Raw genomic sequence first — 19962 nt, 5'->3', positions numbered from 1 at the left:
ATCACAACGAATGGTATGATCTTCTACGGCAAAGCTTGCCGCACTACCCAAAGCCATGCAGGCTAAAATAACAGACGTTAATTTCATGATGTATTATTTCTATATTTTTATTTTAATGAGAGGAAATAATACTAAAACCCGATTTAAAAGTAATAATTAATCAAGATAATCATATATAAAACAAAAATATATCGAGAAAAATCACAATTACACATAGCTTATAATGATAATTTAAAAAAATAAATTCATCATTTATTTGAAACTACATAATACAAATATTAAAAATGAGAAAATAAACCGCCTCATGCGTAAAATATAATAAAGCCTCGCTTGTGCGAGGCTCAAAGCTAAGTAATAAGTCTAAAAGGATCACCCGCTACTGGGTAAATATCGGCAGCTGCTCCTCAGTCAATACGCTGTCTTTAGCAAAATCTGCATGCTCAGTCACTTGGCTAACATTCCAATTGCTTAAGTCTTGTGAAAAGCGAGTGGCTTGAGAGAACATCTCTTTCATGTTGACCACATTGGAGGTATCCCAATGGCCAATGTCTTGGTTAAATAAAAGCGCCGCATTGAAGGCACCTGACATGTCGGTCACCTTGGAGGTATCCCAGTGACCGATATCTTGATTAAACGCATAGCTGCCCAGAAACATTCGGTTTATATTACGAACGTTCGACATATCCCAATGGCCAATATCTTGGTTAAAGCGATAAGCGACCATAAACATTCCTTGCATACTGGTGATTTGGGAAGTGTTCCAGTGGCCTATATCTTGGTTAAACGCTTCTGCACCATTAAACATGTAGTCCATAGTCGTGACTTTGGAGGTATCCCAGCTTCCAATGTCGGTGTTGAATACGCCAGCGCCTTGAAACATGTTATTCATATTCGTTACATTGGCGGTGTCCCAATGACTGATATCTTGATTAAAAGCATCCGCTTGATAAAACATCCCAAACATATTGGTCACCTTGGATGTATCCCAATGGCCGATATCTTGATTAAAAGCTTGGGCTTTATGAAACATAGACTGCATCTCAGTGACACTGGCGGTGTCCCAGTGGCCTATATCTTGATTGAAGGTTTTGGCGAAAGAAAACATTTGCATCATAGTGGCAACATTCGATGTGTCCCAAAAGCCAATATCTTGGTTAAAGGCCTCTGCATATAAAAACATCGAGTGCATGCTGGTAACATTAGAAGTATCCCAGTCGCTGATATCCGCATTAAAGCTCGCCTTCTCAAAGAACACCATATCCATATTAGTCACTTGGGTAGTGCAAAAACCAATGTGTCCTTGCTCAAGTTTATCCAGCATGGTTTGGTTGCGAATAAGTGTGTTATCTACCACAACATACACTTGCCCCTTTTCTATAAGTACCGAATTAATTGGTTGATCTGGACATTTCACCGAGATATCGATAGCAAATACGCATTGGCTAGTAAGCACGAAGGATCCAGCAAGTATGGAGGTAATCTTCTTTATCATTATTATTTCCTAGTTTGAATAGACGCTGTTGGATAAATCAATAAGTAGAACTTACCCTAGATAAGGGGAACATCAATTTGTTGTTTTTTATGATTATATTTGAATTGTTTGTGAAAAATAAATTAATTTTATTCTTGATAAATCTTTATTCAAAACAATAGACTGGTGTCACAATGCTGGTATTTTGATATTGATACGAATAAGAACTAAAAATATTGATATAAACTGTATAATTCATTTATATAGTTTTAATAAAAAACCTCGCGATTGCGAGGTTTTTTATCAGAATGGAGTAAAAAGTTAATACCTGAATGAGTAAGGTACTTTATTATTGTATAAGCGACTCCCTTTTCTATAGTTTTCATACCACTCAACATTATTAACGTTCCAGTTTGTCAAATTTTGTGAAAAACTGGAAGCACCTTCAAAAATATGGGCCATATATTTAACATTTGATGTATCCCATGGACTGATATTTTGATTAAATTCTTTAGCGTCCATAAACATACCAATCATATTAGTAGCATTAGACATATCCCATAGTCCGATGTATTGGTTAAAGGCTTTAGCTCCCGAGAACATAAATTGTACGTCTGTTACCTTGGAGGTATTCCAGTTACCAATATCTTGATTAAATGCTGTAGCACCGCTAAACATCGCCATCATATTCGTTACATTAGACGTATTCCAATCGCCTATGTTTTGGTTAAACGCCCTAGTGTCACCAAACATGGAAGACATGGACACCACTTTTGACGTATCCCATGAGCCAATATCTTGATTAAAAGAGTGAGCAGATGAAAACATTCCTGACATAAGCTCGACATTCGAGGTATCCCAATCACCAATATCTTGATCAAATGATTCAGCCAAGCTAAACATATCGGACATGTCTGTCACATTAGAAGTATCCCAGCGACCAACGTTCTGATTGAAGGACTTAGCATTCGAAAACATCATAGACATATCGCTTACATTAGATGTATTCCAGTGGCTAATATTTTGATTAAAGGATTCAGCGCTGGCAAACATCCCAGTCATATTAGTCACTTTTGATGTATCCCAATTACCGATATCTTGATTGAAAGCAAGCGCTTGAGAAAACATCATACTCATATCTGTAACATTTGATGTGTCCCAATCACTTATATCAGCGTTAAATTTTTTTGATGAAGAAAACACACTATACATGCTCGTAACATGTGTTGTACAAAATCGAATTTTTCCTTGTTCTAAATCGTATAATCTGTGTCGATTTTTAATAAGTTCATTATCTACTACTAAGTATTCAATACCACCTTTCATGATGATAGAGTTCACCGCGTCATTTGAGCATTTAACTGATATTTCTGAAGCATGGACCTGTTGGCCTAGGACTAAAAATGACCCTAAAGCTAATAAAGCATATGTATTTTTCATTTTTACTTCCTTATACAAACAAAAATATAATTATATTTTAGTAAAGGAATATTGATAAGTAAATCGAGGAGAATTTATCGGAAAAATTCTTATAGTAAGATATCAGTTCGATATTTTTATCGTTAAAAAGATAAATTAAACATTAATAATACTGAATATTATTATATAAATCATTAATTTATTTTAATAGTCAAAAAGCAACTAGAAAAATGCCTTGCCTTTACAAGGCATCTGTAAGGGTTCGTCAAGTTTATTGGTTGAGAGTATAATATTTGGACACAGATTCATTTTGGTTTAACCAAGGAGAATCACTAAAACTAGGTTTCTGAACAGTAGCGATACCACTACCTATTGAAAAATCACTATAATTACTTACTTTAGACACATTCCAATCACTTAAGTCTTGAGAAAATTTAATCGCATGATCAAACATCTGCTTCATATGAGTCACATTTGAGGTATCCCAATAACCGATATTTTGATTAAAAGAGACAGCACCAAAAAACATTCGATACATGGATAATACTCTAGACGTATCCCATCTACTGATATCTTTGTTAAAACTCTTTGCTTTATAAAACATTTCATACATATTAGTCACATTTGAGGTATCCCAGCGGCCAATGTCTTGATTAAAGTTCTCTGCTCCACCAAACATTGAATGCATCCATTTCACGTGAGATGTATTCCAGTAACCAATGTCTTGATTAAACTTTTTAGCTCTAAAAAACATCCAAGCCATACTAACCACTTTAGAAGTATCCCAATAGCCGATGTCTTGATTAAATGCGCTAGCCCAAGAAAACATTGAGTCCATATCTGTAACACTTGACGTATCCCAATGACCAATCGTTTTATTAAATGTTTTCGCACCAAAAAACATTTCTCGCATCGTAGTCACGTTTGACGTATCCCAGCGACTGATATCTTGGTTAAAAGACTCGGCCCAATAAAACATAGAAGACATATCGGTAACGTTTGATGTATCCCAGTCTCCAATCTTGGCATTAAAACTTTTTCTTCCTTTAAATAAAGAGGACATATTGGTCACTTGAGTCGTACAAAAACGGATGTTGCCTTGCTCTAAGTTATCCAGTAAAGCTTTACTATGGATAAGGTTGTTATCAACCACAACATATACCTGATCGTTCACTAACATCATAGTGTTAATAGGTTCGTCCGGGCATTTTACAGCTATATCAAGCGAGTAAACATTATGGCTAACAAGTGCAGCCGCTCCAAAGATCACTGACGTTATTGTATTTATCATTATTTTTTTCCTAGTACGAATCGACGTTGTTGAGAAAATACGAGGATGTGATGCAGGCAATCCTCCATCAAATGCACCTGTCGCTAGGCTATGCACGTGGTAAATTCTGCTTACGCAGGTCACCCTGAAAAACATACTTTCCATAATTGGTCATTTGACGAGAAATGCTCTGACTAAAAACCTGTCCTTGGTACACAAACCATTTATGTATCTGGTCTGAGTCCTACACAATTGAGTGACGTTGTGGTTACTATTCTCGAGGCGGTTCGAAACCATATCCCCACTACCACTAAGTCAAACTAGCAATGTCATAGTTAAGCCGTACAAAGCCGTTTGAAATAGCGCACCACTTTTTTCTTTTATGCTCCTATTAGAACACATGAAAAAGTGGCAACAATGTAAATACAACTATCTTTGTTTCATTATTGTTAAATTAGTATTTTTATAAACAAATCCATCAGTTATATTTATACCGCATGTAAAAGAAAGTGATATTTCAGGTTAAACGCATCCAAGACCCAAAAGGCGGGGGTCAATCACACTATTTATAGGGATTGGTTGACATATACTCGTCATTAAGACGTTCACTAGAACGAAATTGATATAATAATAACTGGCTTGGCGTAGGGAGATAACTAAGGGCATTTTGACCTGTCACAACCGCGATAAAGCTTAAACAATACGCCCTTAGCTATAATATTTCTGCTTACTACAACCACTAAGGGGTATACCACCAACGGCTATCAATTTGACCAAAGCTTTCTTTGGTATCTGGGCTGTCAATATCAACTCTGACACGATTGGTTAGATTTGCCTTGTCAAACGCGTCCTTAGAAAACGGATGTTGTTTTAATAAATTAAGCAAGCTACCATCGGCTAGAGCATTTTCCATCCCCGTCGTGATGGCATCTGCAAGTTTAAGATTATCTTTAGTAACGTAGAAAAATCGGCCATAGGGGTAAACAATAGTAACATTTGAGTCCACGACTAAATTATTGCTACCAGCTCCGAATTTATCTAAAAATTGATAGACTTCTGTTGCACCCAGAGGAAATAGATCGAAACGTTGTCCATCAACCATTTTAATCAACTTTTCAATTTTAGACGCTGTGACAACTTTAAAACCAGCATTCTTTAATATTGGAATATCTCCCCAACCTTGCCCCTGACCAACACTGAATTTAGTGAGTTGTTCTAAATTTTTAACGTTACTAAGCTGTGCCTCTGTATCACGATGAACAATAGGTACCCTCCAGCCCAGTAAACCCATTTCTAGTGGCAGATAGATAGGTAAAAACCTCTGCTCTAAGTCTTTTTGAAACCCAGTGTCAAACACATCTAACTCCCGAGATTCAACCATACTACGTGCTCTATTTTGGTTGACGCTGCGTTTATCTACAGTCACCGTATAGTCAGTACCAGACTTACTAAGCGCTAACTCCAATACGGCTAGACCTATAGATTCTTTACCAATTCCATCAATATTTGGGTATTTAACCTCTTGAGCAGAGGCAAAAGTGCTGCAGATAAAAAGAGCAATCACTATGCCGAGCTTACCTATATCCTTCATCATTTTTGCTTTCCTTCTTCAAACTATCAACTATACAGTTTAGCTTGTAGATAATGGTTTACTGAGTGGTTTCTTTCGACAAGGATTTGGGCAAGGTTATTTTGTAGCGCACACCATTACCAATATTCGATTCCAGCAGGATCTCTCCTTTTAGTTTTTGATTGACTAAATTGTATACCAGCGTAAGACCCAACCCAGAGCCACCACTCCCTCGTTTAGTCGTGTAAAAAGGCTCAAAGACTTTTTGCTGGTCTTCTAAAGCAATGCCCTGCCCATTATCTTGGTACAAAAAAGTGATGCCATGCTCAGACTGCTGGTAGCTAATCAAAATATTGGCAGGTTTACTGGTTTGTTCAAACGCATGGTAAACACTGTTAAGGATCAAGTGACTCATCACTTGAGTTAAAACACCAGATAAACTATTGATTGTAATTTCCCTTTCACCTATCAACTCGATGCTTACTGGGACTTTTTTCGTCTCACTCTCAAGGCTCACTACCACTGCTTCTAACATCTGACGAATATTAAACTCAGACTGATTTTCTGATATATGATCAACCGCCGTATTTTTGAAGTCTTTGATCAAGATAGAAGCACGCTCTAGATTCGCTTTAAGCATAGAAAGGCCTTTATCCATGATCTGGCTTTCACTAGTAAACTCTGTACTGGTCAATGTCTGATTGTCAAAGCTATTACTGAGCTTATTTAAACTATCTTCAACCAATGAAGTAGCCGTTACCGCAATGCCAAGTGGTGTATTTACCTCATGGGCCACACCAGCGACTAAGCCACCTAAAGCCGCCATTTTTTCAGATTCGACAAGTTTCTCTTGAGTACTTTCAAGTTCTCTTAAACTTTCTTGCAAAGCTTGCGTTCGCATAGCGATAGTCGCTTCGAGTGAATGATTAAGCTTTTCTAACTCAAGCTGCGCTTGTTTCAGCTCACTAACATTTATTGCTGTACCTCGAAAACCAACAAAAATATCACCACTGTATTTAGCAATGGCTTGGAAAACGAAGTAATAAGCCTTACCATCAAATTCAATTTCATCTTGGCACATTGAAAAGCTTTTCTTTTGTTCAAGCTTTTCTTGTAGTTTTAACGATCTATTTAACCCTTGAATTTTATGAACAACAGGTATCTTGTCTTCGCCGATACCCAACGCAGCTCTCATCGGATCAGAACAAAAAGTCAACCTATGTGTATTGTCAGTTTCCCATAGCCAGTCAGAAGACACATAGGTAAAATCTTGTAGCTTTTCTTGCTCAGCTTTAATGCTTTGATACAACTTAGTAAAAGTACAAGTAAGCTTATTAATTTCATCAGCAACCCAACTGAGTTCGTCCGTGTCCTCGATCGTCCAATGTTTATTGTTCATCTGTAAATTAGAGGTTGCATAACGTGGCGAATAATGTCGTAGGTATTTGACAATACTGATAACTCTCGCATTAATACTTTTATGGAATACCCAAAATAAAATACTGCACACCAGGAAGGTTTTCACCGCATTGAGTAGGAGGCTGATGAAAAACTGCTGAAGTAGAAAGTGATAAATTTTTTCCGAGTTGGAGGTAACAGAAAGCTCTCCTACCGTTGCTTCTAAATCCGTATTTTGGTCAAAGTACTTTATTTCAAACCGACTTGTAACATGGCTTCCCTCTGGCTTTATTCCAGATGATATTACCTCTCCATCAAGACCGACTTCGAGATAATCAACTTTGGGTAGAGTCGTCAGCTCCTCAAGCCTTTTTTGTAATGACGGGATATCATAGAACCACAGTGAGGTGGCAAGCAGCCCAGAGTAAACCTGCTTGATTTCTTGATGCGTCGATTCAACGTCACTAAATTCTCTATCATAGTCCAAATACAGCTGCAACCCGGTAGTAGTCAGGGTTATCACACTGCTAATGACGACTAAAATTAGCAACACACGACGCCCTATCCTGCTGACGTACCTTTTACTCATTAAATAATCTCTAGAAAGATGTCTATCAATTATAGTGTGAACTGGAGGGTTACTGACAAATAACTATACTAAAACTCAGTTAAAAAATTTGGAAACTCAACATGAAGATGATCACTCTATTGCTATTGTCTATCATCGCTAGTGCCGTCTTTGCAAGAGAAATTCGTTACCCCAACCTTGATGGCATAGGTCAACAATCGATAGGGCTCGCCATGCTGAAACTGGCGATTGAAAAATCAGGCTCTGACATGACAGCAATTGTCGACTCTAATGAAGTTAATCAAAATCGAGCGCGGCAGCTTGTTGAAAATGGCCAGCTCGATATTTTTGATACTGGTTTTGATGAGACCTTAGACGGGCGTTTTAAACCTATCTACCTACCCATAGATTTAGGTTTGACCGGATGGCGTTTGTTTATTATTCATCAAGATACACAGGAAAAAGTTGAGAATGTTAAGAATGTATCTCAACTGAGCCCATTTGTTATGGGGCAAGGACAAGGATGGGGAGACATTCGAATCTTGGAAGCTTCGGGACTGAAAGTGACTACTGCACCACGCATTGAGATCTTAATCAAAATGGTTGGTGGAAAACGGTTCGACTTATTTCCACTGGGTGCAACAGAAGTACATCAATTCCTTGAAACCTATCGCGGAAGCCAAAAGCAACTGGCGGTCGAGAACCAACTGGTTCTGATTTACCCCTATGGTCGATTTTTCTATATCCGCAATAACGATACCGAGTTATCTGACGTGATGCACAAAGGCCTAGAGGCCGCATTTGAGGACGGGAGCTTACAAGAGTTATTGATCAACCATCCTTTCTCAAGTGATGCTTTTACCAAAGCCAACTTAGCAGAGCGAACTCATATTCGTATTCCAAGCCCAACGCTAACAGAAGGGTTCAAGGCCATCGACAACAAATGGTGGTACGTACCGTAAGCCAGTTCTTTCACTAAAACCATCGATTTATCGACGACAAATGCATCACGCTATGAATGTGCTTTGGATAACAAACTAATTGGGGTATGTGGGAGCTAGATCAATAGAGCTTGATTTTGACGCGAAAGAGAAAAGCAGTAGCATCAAAGTGTTAGATACGAAGTTTAAATGAGCGGAGAGTGGGTTGAACTAGATTTTTGATTGGAGCGTGCAGCGGGAATCGAACCCGCATCATCAGCTTGGAAGGCTGAGGTAATAGCCATTATACGATGCACGCATCATCGTGGAGACAGGTATAATATGCCACAGTAATTTGAAAAGAAAAGGTTTTTCTTCGCCAAACAGTTTTGTTTGCTTTCTTTGTGCGCAAAGTGGTAAAAGTTTAACCTCTACCGGCGTTCAAGAATGTGATTTTTCCATGTTATGCACAACCGCTTGGTCCTTCCCTTGTGCTTTCGCTTGATACATTAGTTGGTCAGCATCTGAAAGATGTATATCCTGATGTGCCGTTGGGTAATATGCGCATCCTAAGCTGACGGTAACCTGATAGGGAAGCTTGTCGCTAAAGTCTAGATTTCGAATTAAGTCACAAATAGCGTGGGAGACTTCTTTTACTCGCAGCTCATCTTGGTTGTTCATCACAAGGGCAAACTCCTCACCACCGATACGGCCCAAAAGTTGGTCCGATCCGACTTTTTCACGTACCGCCTCTGCAACCGTTTTAATGACATGATCACCGACCTGATGTCCGTAGTTGTCATTTATTGATTTGAAGTCATCAATATCAAATATAATGACACATACGTCACCCTGCATCTCAATACGCTGTTGAAACTCGGAAACGAAATGTCGACGATTACTCAGCCCTGTCAATGAATCCGTCTCAGAGAGTTTCTTTAGCTCTTCATTGGCCAAGGCTAACTCACGAGTTTTCATGCGCACCGAATACCTCAATGCAAATATATAGAGGATCGCACCACCCACAGCAATCGCAATGAGAATCGGCGCCAAATAAGCCGGGTAGACAGTATTAATGTGCATCCAACGACTCAAAATGCGCTGCTTCTCACTTGTGGTAATCGTTTCCTGCCCCTTGATTATCCTATCTTGTAACGCTTTATTACCCTCTTTAACCGCAGCTCTCAAGTCTCCTGAGTAGAGATTTCTCACACCAATGAAAGCGTTGGGCTGGTTGCTTGTCAAAAGATAGAAATTTCCGACTTGTAAATCCGCAACAAAAGCGGAGATCTCTCCCTTAAATGCCGCATCAATCATTTTCTGGTTATTGTTGAATGACACAAGTTGAAGATTAGGGTAATTGTTGCGAGTAAATTCTTCTTCGTATCCGCCCGTTACTACTCCCACTTTATAGTTATGCTTACCCAACATAAAGTCATTGAGGTCAAGACCTATTAAATCTCGATTTATGTACATCTGAGTGTCAATAGTGATGATCTCTGGGGTGTAATCTAGATAGGCTTCTCTTCCTTCAGACCAGAGTAGTCCTGCATGCACATCTGCTTTTCCTGTGCGTACTGCCTCAAGTGAGTCATTCCAATCTAATAAAAGAAATTCAATCTCGACATTGTTGTGCTTGGCAAACTGTTGCCAGTAGTCAATCAATATCCCAGCGGGTTGCTGATCGTCGTCTAGATAAGAAAAGGGCTTCCACGCTTTTGAGTTGGTCACAATCAAAGTGCGTGACTCTGTATTCTCTTGACTTGCAACTGATACAGGGGAAAACAACAAGGTGATATTCAGTAAGCTAAGCTGAGCTAATAAGGCACCCTTGTACAGAAATTGTTTGATTTTTGAGTGATATAGTATTACGGCATGTTTACTCAAGTTTGCGCCCACTAGCCCAGACCAATAATGATAATTATAATATTAGACACTAATGACCTGTCTGCCAGTTTGCTGCCTACCACGCTCGCTCGATAAGAACTTTATTTAACGCAAGGTTTAACTCTTTTCGTACCGATATTAATCCACACAAAAAATAGATTTAAATCACCTCAATATTGGGTATAATCCGCGCCCATTATGTTTTGTGTTGATAAACACTAAATAAATTTGAAAAAAACCATAAAACAAACCTCTCACAGACAGAGGTAAAATGAGAAGTAAAATGAGCAAGATTGATAAAGCGACACGAATACTACTAGCAGGGTTCTGTATCAACCTTTGTCTTGGCATCCTATATGCCTGGAGTGTCTTCAACAAAGCGTTAGTGACAGAATCGGGATGGAGTGCAGCAGAAGCCTCATCCCCCTACGCTATTGCAACCATTACCTTTTCAATTTGTCTTCTTATCGCGGGGATCCTACAAGACAAAATGGGACCACGTAAGATCCTGATTCTTGGGACCATCCTAACAGGCTTAGGTATGATTGCATCTGGCTTTGCAAATTCACCACTGATGTTAAATATCACATTCGGTGTAATGACGGGGGCAGGGATTGGCTTTGGCTATGCTTGTCTTTCACCATCAGCGATGAAATGGTTTCACTCATCGAAAAAAGGCATGGTTAATGGATTAATTGCTGCTGGTTTTGGCCTTGCTGCTATTTATCTCGCTCCGCTTACCTCATCTCTGATAGATAGCATGGGGATTCAAACAAGCTTTATTATTCTTGGCATTGGCATATTGGTGATCACCGTTCCTCTTGCAGCTACAATCAGTAATCCTCCGGCAGATTATGCACCCGCCTCACCATATAATAAAACCAGCCAGTCTACAAACCCAAGTGCTCATGATAGTGACTTAACTTGGAAGTCCATGCTAAAGACGCCTCAATTCTACTCTCTTTGGATTATGTATGCCTTTGCAGCATCAGTTGGTCTAATGATCATTGGTAACATCACGACTATCGCAAGCATACAAGCAGATTTACCAAATGCCGTTTATCTCGCTTCAATTCTCGCGATATTCAACTCCGGTGGGCGTGTCGTCGCAGGGTTACTGGCCGATAAGATTGGCGGAATAAGAACATTGCTTCTGGCGTTTATTCTACAGGGCATTAACATGGTTATGTTTGCTACGTTTAATAGCGAGTTCACATTAATCCTAGGAACAGCAGTTGCTGCGGTAGGCTACGGTACATTGCTAGCGGTATTCCCCACCATAACAGCAGAATTCTATGGTCTTAGAAACTACGGTACTAACTATGGTGTGCTGTATACAGCATGGGGGATTGGCGGTGCTATAGGTGCGGCGGTTGTTGGCTTCTCAATGTCCAATGTTGAAAACTATAGCCTTGCGTACACAATTTCGGCCTTCATGATGGCAACCTGTATTGCTTTAGCACTGTTTACCAAACCAATCTCTATGGCAAAACTCGGACGACTGAAAAAAGCCTAACGCCCCTTTGATGTCGCTCTAAATTACAAAAGGCTTAACTTCATTGTTAAGCCTTTTTAGTCTCTGTGAACGTCTTGTAAAATCTCGTCAAAATTATAGAGCTCAACGACTTTGGTTGGTTATTTGCTGGCTAATTAAGTATCCTTTAATTGCAATAATTGAACTGATCTGGGCTGCTATTTTTCACATGAATATGCGTAAACTCTTTATTTTATCTCTTATTACACTCTTTGCAGGCTGTGCAACCTATGCGAGTCTCAATTACGACAAACTCTTTGGTTATGCGCAACCGAGGGAAAGGCTTGTAGAGGCATCCAGCCCATCTAGTGACTTCTTTCTCGACCAAGTAAAGCCTATTATTGATAACCGCTGCGTAGTATGTCACGCATGTTATGACGCTCCTTGCCAACTGAAACTATCCTCCACAGCTGGTATTGATCGCGGGTCTAGCAAAGCTCTTATTTATCAAGGTACACGACTAACCGCTGCAACACCCACTCGATTATTTGAAGATGCTCAAAGCACCTCTCAATGGAGAGACTTTGATTTTAATCCTGTCTTGAATGAGCGAACACAATCGCCTACTGCCAATATAGAAGCTGGGCTGATGGCAAAAATGTTAATGCAAAAACAAGCGCACCCTTTACCTATGCAAACTCAATTAGAGGGGTTCGATTTTTCTATTGATCGCGAACAGCAGTGCCCCACTATCGAGGAATATGCGGAATATGAAAGCGAATATCCCGATTGGGGAATGCCTTACGGCATGCCTAATCTAACATCAGCAGAGTATTCAACATTAATGTCTTGGCTACAAGATGGAGCGCTCATGAACGCTCCTCTACCCTTGACCTCAGAGCAAGATGTTCTGGTTAATAAATATGAGAAATTCTTAAACGCCAGTCCGCGTAAAGTACAGCTAATGGCTAGGTACATATACGAACATCTTTTCCTATCACATTTGTATTTCGCTGATCTTAAAGAGTCGACCCCTCGTTTCTTTACACTGGTCCGCTCTACAACGCCACCTGGACAACCCATCAAGCGGATTACAACTCGACGTCCATATGATGACCCTAAAACCGAGCGCGTTTATTACCGGTTGATTCCTGTAGAATCCACCATTGTTGATAAGACCCATATGCCCTTTGCACTCAATAAACAACGCTTGGCTAACTGGAAAAAATGGTTTATCGACTCCAAGTATGATGTGGCAAAATTACCTGACTACTCAGTCGAAGTTGCAGCCAATCCCATGACAGCTTTTATAGACCTACCCGTTAAAGCTCGTTTTAAGTTCATGCTGGACAATGCACAAAATACAATAAACGCCTACATAAAAGGTCCTGTATGTCGTGGACAGTTGGCATTAAATGTTATTAATGACCGTTTCTGGGTATTTTTCTTGGATCCTGATAAATCGGACATACCCGAAGTCAACGAGTTTTATCGCTCACAAGCCGATAATTTGAAGCTGCCGGGGGAACTGGAGAGTAATACCGTGCCGATTACCAACTGGGTCTCTTATTCTCGGCAGCAAGCTCGTTACTTAGAAGCAAAGTCTGAATTTATTAATAAGTGGTTTAAAGACGGCCAAAATCTCACAACCGATGTGATTTGGACAGGCAATGGAACCAACCCAAATGCTGCACTCACTGTCTTTAGGCACTTTGATAGTGCATCCGTCGTTCAAGGTTTGGTAGGTAAACCGCCCAAAACCGCGTGGGTTCTTGACTATGCGCTGATTGAACGTATCCACTATCTCCTCGTCGCTGGATTTGACGTGTATGGCAACTTTGGTCATCAACTTATGACCCGTATGTTTATGGATTTTCTTCGCTTAGAAGGGGAAAGTAATTTTGTCACCCTGTTGCCCAAAGACATTCGCCATGTCGAACAGTCAAGCTGGTATGAGGACCAAAGTGCTCAGTTAAGTGACTTCTTACAACGTAACGTTAAACCTTTTAATCAACCCAGTCAGGTTCCCTATCAGACCGATAATCCAAAAAAAGAGCTGTATAACATTCTACAAACACAGCTTTCTCCAGTACTCCATAATCGTTATGCTATTGAGCAAACCGGACTATCTCCTGAAAGTGAACAAGCACTCGCAACCATTGATGACTTAAAAGGAGGAGGTATCCGTTACTTCCCTCAGATTATAATACTGCAGATAGAGTCGGAATCAGGCCAAAGTCAGGTCTTTACTCTCTTGCACAATAATGCCCATACCAATATCTCCAGTCTATTTGATGAGCAAAGAAACAGAGATTTTGATAACGATGACTTCACGTTGGTTCGCGGCATTCTGGGTAGCTACCCTGCTGCTTTCTTATCACTCAGTGAAAAAGAAATCCCATTATTGGTAAACATGATTGCACAGGTCAAACAGGAGCAAGATTACGTTAAGTTATTGGATAAATTTGCGATCCGAAGAAGCTCAACTGAATTTTGGTCTTTCAGTGACAAAATTCACCAGTGGTATAAGAAAGATCAGCCTATCGAATTTGGTCTCCTTGACTATAATCGTTTTGAGAATAGGTAAACTATTCGGCCAAGCGTTTAACAGCGCAGGAGGTAGGGCATGAGTATTCGAGATAGTATTCGAGCTATCGAGCAGCAAATATACATCGCTTGCTCAGAGGGTGATTACGACACTGTCCAAATGCTTGAGCATCAGCTAGAGAGTTTGCGAGGCAAGGCCGAGCATCCACTCGATGATGATTCCTATGCACCTGAAAGTAAGATACCCCCAGAAGACCTTTGGTATTAACGATTAAAGCCCCGTACAAAACGGGGCTTTTTCTATGTTAGCCATGTTGGTTGCATTTACTCTATCTTGCAAAACCTACCGCTAGAAAAAATCGATATCTGAGCGACCAATCTTATTCTTCTTTTTGCTCGAGTTTGCTCTCTTGCTGTCAGCCTTTTCTGGCTTCACTTGTGGTTTTGTGGCCTCATGACGAACTTCCTCTGTCACGGATTCACTGACTGTGCTTTCATACTCCGAGTTCTCAGCATCACAGATAACCACATAGAACTCTTGGTTAAACTCAAAAACATCTCCATGATACATTTTGCGACGTTTACGAGTTTCAAGTTCACCATTGACAGCAACATAACCCTCAGAGATGATGTGTTTTGCTTCACCTCCGCCACCGACTAAATTAGCTAATTTAAACACCTTATACAGCTCAATAGGCTCACTTGATACCTCTACTCCGATCGCTTCTATTTCAATTTCTTGAGTATTTTTGTCGTCTTCTGTCATGTTTTGCTTTAATTAAATGGCGAAAACGCAAAGTCTAATGCCTAACCTTCAATAAATAAACTAAAGTTAAACATAGAAAGAGCACATTAAAGGGACGAACTTTGCTCAAATGGACACTCATTCTACTTTTACTCTCGTGGCGAGCCGTTGCTTTCGAGCCACCGGTGAAAGTTTTGGTATATGGTGACGACGCTTATCCACCATACAGCTACGTAGAAAATGGCATCGCGAGAGGGATATACAGCGACATTCTTCGTCGAGTGTTTGAAGACATGCCAGGCTATAAGATAAAAATTGTACCCATCCCTTGGAAGCGTGGGCTAAAAATGCTCAAGTCCGGGCGCGGCTTCGCCTTATTCCCTCCCTATTATTATGCTGATAAACGCCTTTACATATCTCCGTATTCAAAGCCCATTTTGAACGAAGAGGTTGTTGTATTTTGCAACAATGACAGCGTACAAGATCGCCCATTAAGTAACTGGCCATCGGACTATCTCGGTCTGACTATAGGCGTAAATGAGGCTTTTGCGCTCGGTGGAAACGAGTTTTGGAATGCAGTGAAAGCAGGCAAAATAACCGTTTCTGAAGCAAAAGGGAGCAGGCCAAGCTTGCTAAAACTATATGAAAAGAAAATTGATTGTTACATGAACGACCGACTATCTATTCTCTGGGAAATAAAACGTATGACAACTGATGGACTACTGCCAGAAGATTGGAAACTCACATTAGGAGCCGTAGTGAGTGCAGAGCAAGGGTACTTAGGCTTTACCACGATCCAACCTGAGAAATACCCTTACAAAGACGACTTTGTAGAAACATTTAACTCTATTCTCATGCAGTTGAAAGAAAAGGGGGAAATTGAAGTTATTGTCAAAGCTTACTTAGAAAAAGATCTATAACACACTTTATTTCCCCCCGAACCCCTGTGCTATCAGCACCTAGAAACTTGAAAGCTCGACCAGCTTACGTGTGTAGGAACGTTTAGGACTTTCAAAAAGCTGATCTGTTCTTCCACTCTCAACGATAAGCCCTTGCTTCATTACAATCGTATGGTGGCAAAGGGATTTAACAACATTAAGGTCATGACTTATAAACAAGTAGGTTAAAGCGTATTTCTGCTGAAGAGATTTCAGAAGCTCAAGAACCTGAGCTTGAACCGTTCGATCAAGTGATGATGTGGGTTCATCGAGTAGAATGAATTCAGGTTTAAGTACCAAAGCCCGTGCTATTGCAATCCTTTGACGCTGCCCGCCTGAAAACTCATTGGGGTATCTGTGGCGAGTTTCAGGGTCTAAATCAACATCTTCCATTGCCTCACAAATCATTTTGTCGATGGTTAATTCATCAAAGTCATGATGAACGTATAGCCCTTCACCTATCACTTGTGCAACAGACATTCTAGGATTAAGCGCGGAGAATGGGTCTTGAAACACCACCTGCATTTTACTGCGGTAAGGTAACATCTCCTTCCGGTTCAATCCCTGTAACTCGTGTCGTTCATAGCAGATGGAGCCTTCAGAGTTCACTAAACGCAAAATAGCCATACCAGTAGTAGATTTACCAGACCCACTTTCACCGACTATACCCATTGAATGACCTCGTTTCAGGTCAAAGTCCATATCTGTCACCGCTTTGATATGAGAGACCACTCTTTTAAATAGACCTCCAGTTACAGGAAACCAAACCTTTAATTTGTCTACTTTGATAAGACTCTCTGAATCTTCTGCGACTTCGACAGGTAGTCCTCGAGGATCCGAGTGAATCAGTGTTTGTGTGTAAGGGTGCTCAGGCGCAGAAAATAGCGAATAACAATCAGCCTGTTCAACTATCTGTCCATCTTGCATTACCGCAACTTTGTCTGCAATTCGGCGAACTATGCTCAGGTCATGGGTAATAAACAGCATCGCCATTCCAAGTTCTTTTTGCAAATCTCTCAATAATTCCAATATTTGCGCTTGCACAGACACATCAAGCGCAGTGGTTGGTTCATCAGCAATTAATAGTTCTGGTTTGTTTATCAAAGCCATTGCTATCATGACTCTTTGTCTTTCCCCACCAGATAATTCATGAGGATAAGCATTAATCTTCACTTCAGGATAACGGATGCCCACTTTTTGTAGCCATTCAACGGCTAATTTTTCTGCTTGCGTCTGACGAACACCACTATGTATCGCCAGTGTCTCTACCAACTGTTTCCCCACTTTATGTAAAGGGTTAAGAGATACCATCGGCTCCTGGAAAATCATCCCTATACGATTACCGCGTATCCCTCTCAGTTCGCGTTCAGAGCAGTTCAGTATATCAATACCATCAAAGTTGATAGTACCTTCAAGATAATGAGAAGAACCTTTGGGAAGAAGCTTAAGTATTGAATTGGCCGTCACTGATTTTCCAGATCCGCTTTCACCAACTAACGCAAGGGTTTCTCCTTTAGAAATAGTAAAAGACACTTTATTCGTGACTTTGTTTATCTCGTTACCAACACCAAATCCTACCGACAAGTTGTTCAACGTGAGTATGTCTTTCGCCATGACTATCTACCTTGATGATGAGGGTCAAAGGCATCTCGCACCGCTTCACCGATAAAAACCAGTAAGGTGAGCATGATTGACAATACCAAGAAAGCAGAGAAACCAAGCCAAGGGGCTTGTAAGTTGGCTTTGCCCTGAGCCAGCAACTCTCCTAAAGAGGGAGATCCAACAGGCAAACCAAAACCAAGAAAATCGAGAGATGTGAGTGTTGTGACCGATCCCGAGAGGATAAATGGCATCATTGTTAGAGAAGCTACCATCGCATTTGGCAACATGTGCCTTCTCATAATTCGACTATCGCTGACGCCCATTGACAGTGCTGCTTTTACATAATCAAAATTTCGACAACGTAAAAACTCAGCCCTCACAACACCAACTAGACTCATCCAACTAAATAGCACCATAATGCCTAATAACCACCAGAAATTAGGTTCAACAAAACTGGATAAGATGATGAGTAAAAACAAAGTTGGCATCCCAGACCATACTTCGATGAAACGTTGACCAAACAAGTCTAACCAGCCACCATAATACCCCTGAGTTGCACCAACAATAACGCCAATGACGCTTGATACTAAAGTAAGAATAAGCCCGAATAGTACTGAGATACGAAAGCCATAAATAATACGCGCCAATACATCACGACCTTTATCATCGGTACCAAGCCAATTAACATTATCCGGTGCAGAAGGAACTGAGCCAGCAATATCGTAATTGATCGTGCTATAGCTAAAACGAATCAGGGGCCATACCATATAACCTTTGTTTTTTATCAGCTCTGCAACATAAGGATCGGTATAATCGGCTTCGGTCTCAAACTCACCACCAAATACAGTTTCAGAATATTGGGTTACAATAGGGAAGTACCAAGCGCCGTCATAGTCTACTAATATGGGCTTATCATTGGCAATTAGCTCCGCAAACAGACTGAGTGTGAACAAAACCATAAAGATACACAGCGACCAAAAGCCACGCTTATTCGCTTTAAACCTTTGCCAACGTGCTTGATTTAACGGGTTAGCCGTTTTGCTTTTTTGCATTTAACGGGCCTCGAAGTCTATTCTGGGGTCGACCCAAGTGTATGTTAAGTCTGAGATAATACTCAAAATCAATCCCAGTAATGTCATAATGTAGAGTGAACTAAAGACCACCGGATAGTCTCGCTGAATCGTTGATTCAAAGCCAAGTAAACCTATACCTTCAAGCGAAAACATGACTTCAATCAACATTGAACCGGTGAAGAAAATACTGATAAACGCTGCGGGAAAACCAGCGATAATGATCAGCATCGCGTTACGAAAAACATGCTTGTAAAGAATGCTGCTTTCATCCAAGCCTTTAGCTCTAGCTGTCACAACATACTGCTTGTTGATTTCATCCAAAAATGAATTTTTAGTCAGCATACTTAACGTAGCGAATCCACCTATCACCATAGCCAGAATCGGCAAGGTCAAGTGCCAGAAGTAATCGATAATTTGCTCGTACCAAAGCATTTGATCAAAGTTGCTTGAAACAAGGCCACGCAGTGGGAACCAGCTAAAATAATTACCACTCGCAAATAATATAATCAGTATGATGGCAAACAAAAACCCCGGAATTGCATAACCCACTATAACCACTGCACTCGACCAAATATCGAATCTTGAACCGTGATGTATCGCTTTCATTACACCTAATGGGATTGAGATGAAATAAATAATCAATGTACTCCACAGCCCTAGGGAAATAGATACAGGAAGGCGCTCAACGATTAAGTCGATCACGTTACCACCCTTGAAGAGACTATCTCCAAAATTAAAGGTGGCGTAATCTTTTAACATAGTGAAGTAACGCTCTAGAATCGGCTTGTCAAAACCAAACTGCTTTTTGATTTCCTCGACAACTTCTGGGTCTAACCCTCTTGAACCCTTGTAGCCACTCGGACTAGTATCGCTACCAATATCCAGAGAAACTTCGCTGCCACCACCAGAGAAACGCTCCATTATCCCTGAGTCAAATCCTTCAAGTTGTGCAATAGCCTGTTCAACAGGACCGCCTGGAGCGATCTGGATAATAAAAAAATTAATCGTGATTATCGCCCACAAAGTGGGTATCACTAACAGTAATCGGCGAAAAATATACGCGGTCATGCTTAACCCTCT

General features: G+C 40.4%; 15 protein-coding genes and 1 tRNA gene. 5 read left to right on the top strand and 11 right to left on the bottom strand.

The window, feature by feature from the left end; translation table 11 throughout:
• Window positions 1–376 precede the first annotated feature (376 nt).
• From MHN79_RS19335 to MHN79_RS19315, 5 genes are all read right to left on the bottom strand, one after another.
• Window positions 377–1492 carry a BspA family leucine-rich repeat surface protein gene (locus tag MHN79_RS19335; protein ID WP_239174433.1) on the bottom strand — a complete coding sequence of 372 codons (1116 nt, stop codon included), beginning with the start codon at window positions 1490–1492 and terminating at the stop codon, window positions 377–379.
• Between the two features lie 300 nt (window positions 1493–1792).
• Complete coding sequence (locus MHN79_RS19330) at window positions 1793–2911, bottom strand: BspA family leucine-rich repeat surface protein (protein WP_239174431.1); 1119 nt, start codon at window positions 2909–2911, stop codon at window positions 1793–1795.
• Window positions 2912–3161: 250 nt separating this feature from the next.
• Window positions 3162–4181: a BspA family leucine-rich repeat surface protein gene (locus tag MHN79_RS19325; RefSeq protein ID WP_239174428.1), complete on the bottom strand. Its 1020-nt coding sequence runs from the start codon at window positions 4179–4181 to the stop codon at window positions 3162–3164.
• A 718-nt stretch (window positions 4182–4899) separates the two neighbouring features.
• Window positions 4900–5754 carry a hypothetical protein gene (locus MHN79_RS19320; RefSeq protein WP_239174425.1) on the bottom strand — a complete coding sequence of 285 codons (855 nt, stop codon included), beginning with the start codon at window positions 5752–5754 and terminating at the stop codon, window positions 4900–4902.
• 55 nt (window positions 5755–5809) lie between these two features.
• Window positions 5810–7717: an ATP-binding protein gene (locus MHN79_RS19315; RefSeq protein WP_239174422.1), complete on the bottom strand. Its 1908-nt coding sequence runs from the start codon at window positions 7715–7717 to the stop codon at window positions 5810–5812.
• Between the two features lie 101 nt (window positions 7718–7818).
• Between MHN79_RS19315 and MHN79_RS19310 the strand changes: the two genes are divergently transcribed.
• Window positions 7819–8658, top strand: a complete 840-nt coding sequence (locus MHN79_RS19310) for a hypothetical protein (RefSeq protein ID WP_239174420.1) — start codon at window positions 7819–7821, stop codon at window positions 8656–8658.
• A gap of 202 nt (window positions 8659–8860) precedes the next feature.
• Here the strand turns inward: MHN79_RS19310 and MHN79_RS19305 are convergent.
• A tRNA-Gly gene (locus MHN79_RS19305) sits at window positions 8861–8935 on the bottom strand.
• A gap of 122 nt (window positions 8936–9057) precedes the next feature.
• On the bottom strand, window positions 9058–10503 hold the full coding sequence (locus MHN79_RS19300) for a sensor domain-containing diguanylate cyclase (RefSeq protein WP_239174418.1): 1446 nt from the start codon (window positions 10501–10503) through the stop codon (window positions 9058–9060).
• A gap of 283 nt (window positions 10504–10786) precedes the next feature.
• Between MHN79_RS19300 and MHN79_RS19295 the strand changes: the two genes are divergently transcribed.
• The 3 genes from MHN79_RS19295 (at window position 10787) to MHN79_RS19285 (ending at window position 14792) form a co-directional block, all read left to right on the top strand.
• Window positions 10787–12019 carry an OFA family MFS transporter gene (locus MHN79_RS19295; RefSeq protein ID WP_239174416.1) on the top strand — a complete coding sequence of 411 codons (1233 nt, stop codon included), beginning with the start codon at window positions 10787–10789 and terminating at the stop codon, window positions 12017–12019.
• A 187-nt stretch (window positions 12020–12206) separates the two neighbouring features.
• Window positions 12207–14564 (top strand): fatty acid cis/trans isomerase, encoded by a 2358-nt coding sequence (locus MHN79_RS19290; protein WP_239174414.1) that lies wholly within the window; start codon window positions 12207–12209, stop codon window positions 14562–14564.
• 39 nt (window positions 14565–14603) lie between these two features.
• Complete coding sequence (locus MHN79_RS19285; protein ID WP_114786331.1) at window positions 14604–14792, top strand: hypothetical protein; 189 nt, start codon at window positions 14604–14606, stop codon at window positions 14790–14792.
• Window positions 14793–14873: 81 nt separating this feature from the next.
• Here the strand turns inward: MHN79_RS19285 and MHN79_RS19280 are convergent, their stop codons facing one another.
• On the bottom strand, window positions 14874–15290 hold the full coding sequence (locus tag MHN79_RS19280) for an RNA-binding S4 domain-containing protein (RefSeq protein ID WP_239174412.1): 417 nt from the start codon (window positions 15288–15290) through the stop codon (window positions 14874–14876).
• A 101-nt stretch (window positions 15291–15391) separates the two neighbouring features.
• Here MHN79_RS19280 and MHN79_RS19275 point away from each other — a divergent pair, with 101 nt between their 5' ends.
• Window positions 15392–16189 carry a transporter substrate-binding domain-containing protein gene (locus tag MHN79_RS19275; protein WP_160930770.1) on the top strand — a complete coding sequence of 266 codons (798 nt, stop codon included), beginning with the start codon at window positions 15392–15394 and terminating at the stop codon, window positions 16187–16189.
• A gap of 39 nt (window positions 16190–16228) precedes the next feature.
• Here the strand turns inward: MHN79_RS19275 and MHN79_RS19270 are convergent, their stop codons facing one another.
• From MHN79_RS19270 to MHN79_RS19260, 3 genes are read right to left on the bottom strand one after another with little or no spacing between them, the layout of a single operon-like run.
• On the bottom strand, window positions 16229–17821 hold the full coding sequence (locus MHN79_RS19270; RefSeq protein WP_239174410.1) for an ABC transporter ATP-binding protein: 1593 nt from the start codon (window positions 17819–17821) through the stop codon (window positions 16229–16231).
• Between the two features lie 2 nt (window positions 17822–17823).
• The gene (locus tag MHN79_RS19265; protein WP_239174408.1) at window positions 17824–18861 is read right to left on the bottom strand and encodes an ABC transporter permease; all 1038 of its coding nucleotides are present in this window, start codon (window positions 18859–18861) and stop codon (window positions 17824–17826) included.
• The gene (locus tag MHN79_RS19260) at window positions 18862–19950 is read right to left on the bottom strand and encodes a microcin C ABC transporter permease YejB (RefSeq protein WP_152432039.1); all 1089 of its coding nucleotides are present in this window, start codon (window positions 19948–19950) and stop codon (window positions 18862–18864) included.
• Window positions 19951–19962 lie beyond the last annotated feature (12 nt).

The organism is Vibrio sp. Of14-4, assembly GCF_022347625.1.
Lineage (GTDB): Bacteria > Pseudomonadota > Gammaproteobacteria > Enterobacterales > Vibrionaceae > Vibrio > Vibrio pristinus.
This window is presented reverse-complemented; position numbering and strand designations above follow the sequence as displayed.